This window comes from Mesorhizobium sp. M7A.F.Ca.US.006.04.2.1 (assembly GCF_004022915.1).
Classification (GTDB): domain Bacteria; phylum Pseudomonadota; class Alphaproteobacteria; order Rhizobiales; family Rhizobiaceae; genus Mesorhizobium; species Mesorhizobium ciceri.
On record NZ_RZQA01001173.1, the window covers coordinates 1 to 1,468 of the forward strand.

The 1,468-nt window shown below is 63.2% G+C and carries 2 protein-coding genes; both read left to right on the forward strand.

Annotation, left to right across the window (positions count from 1 at the left end; genetic code table 11):
* Positions 1-706 (forward strand): ectoine/hydroxyectoine ABC transporter substrate-binding protein EhuB (ehuB, locus tag EN925_RS35505; protein WP_128337348.1); only part of this gene is annotated, 706 nt, incomplete at its 5' end.
* 157 nt (positions 707-863) lie between these two features.
* Positions 864-1,468: ectoine/hydroxyectoine ABC transporter permease subunit EhuC (gene ehuC, locus EN925_RS35510; RefSeq protein ID WP_128337349.1), on the forward strand; the 605-nt coding region annotated here is incomplete at its 3' end.

The following is a 1,468-nucleotide window of genomic DNA, read 5'->3' on the forward strand; positions in this document are numbered from 1 at the left end:
GCCCTATACGGCGGTCGCCGCCGACGGCAAGGTTTCGGGTGCCGCGCCTGATGTGGCCCGCGAGATATTCAAGCGGCTCGGCGTCGCCGACGTTGCCGCTTCGATCTCCGAATATGGCGCCATGATCCCCGGCCTGCAGGCCGGTCGCTTCGATGTCGTCACCGCCGGCCTGTTCATGAAGCCGGAGCGCTGTGCTGCGGTCGCCTATTCGGAACCCGTGCTGTGCGACGCCGAGGCGATGCTGGTGAAGAAAGGCAATCCAAAGGGCTTCAAGAGCTATGAGGATGTCGCCAAGGATACGACTGCGACCATCGGCGCGCCGGGCGGCGGCACCGAGGAGAAGCTCGCGCTCAATGCCGGCGTGCCACGCGATCGCGTCATCGTCGTGCCGGATGGCCAGAGCGGCGTGAAGATGCTCCAGGATGGCCGCATCGACGCTTATTCGCTGCCCGTCCTGTCGATCAATGATCTGGTCAAGAAGGCCAACGATCCGAACCTCGAAGTCATCGCTCCGGTGCAGGGCGCACCGGTCTATTGCGACGGCGCCGCTTTCAAGAAGGGCGACGAGGCACTGCGCGACGCCTTCGATGTGGAACTGGCCAAGATGAAGAAATCAGGCGAGTTCGCCAAGATCATCGAGCCCTACGGCTTCTCGGCGGCAGCCGCGATGTCGACCAGCCGCGACAAGCTCTGCGCGGCGAAGTGATTCTTCCTTCTCCCCGTTCAACGCGGAGAAGGTGTCACGAAGTGACGGATGAGGGGCGGCGCCAAACCTTCGCAAGTTCGCGCCGCCCCTCATCTGCCTGCCGGCATCTTCTCCCCGTAAACGGGGAGAAGATGCTAAACCCAACGTTGGAAACCGAATGACCCAGTGGTCCGGCTATTTCGGCCTGATATTGCAGGGAGCGCTTGTCACCATCGAGCTGACGCTGATGGGGTCGGTGCTGGCGCTGATCATGGCCTTCCTCGCCGGCATGGGGCGCGTGTCGCGCTTCTTTGCGCTGCGTTGGTTGGCCACCGCCTACATCGAGTTCTTCCGCGGCACCTCGATCTTCGTGCAGTTGTTCTGGGCCTATTTCGTGCTGCCCTTCATCGGCATTTCGCTGACCCCGTTGCAGGCCGGCGTGCTGGCGCTCGGCCTCAATGTCGGCGCCTACGCCGCCGAAGTGGTGCGCGGTGCCATCCAGTCGATCGGCCGCGAACAGTATGAGGCCTGCACAGCGCTCAATCTCGGCCGCTGGCAAGGCATGCGCCACATCATCCTGCCACAGGCGCTGCTGGTGATGCTGCCGACCTTTGGCAACAATGCCATCGAATTGCTCAAGGCGACCGCCGTGGTGTCGCTGATCTCGCTCACCGACCTGACCTTCCAGGCGCAGGTGGTGCGCGCCCAGACCGGCAACACCCTGGTGCCGTTCACCACCATCCTGATCATCTATTTCATCCTCGCCCTGCTCATCTCGTGGGG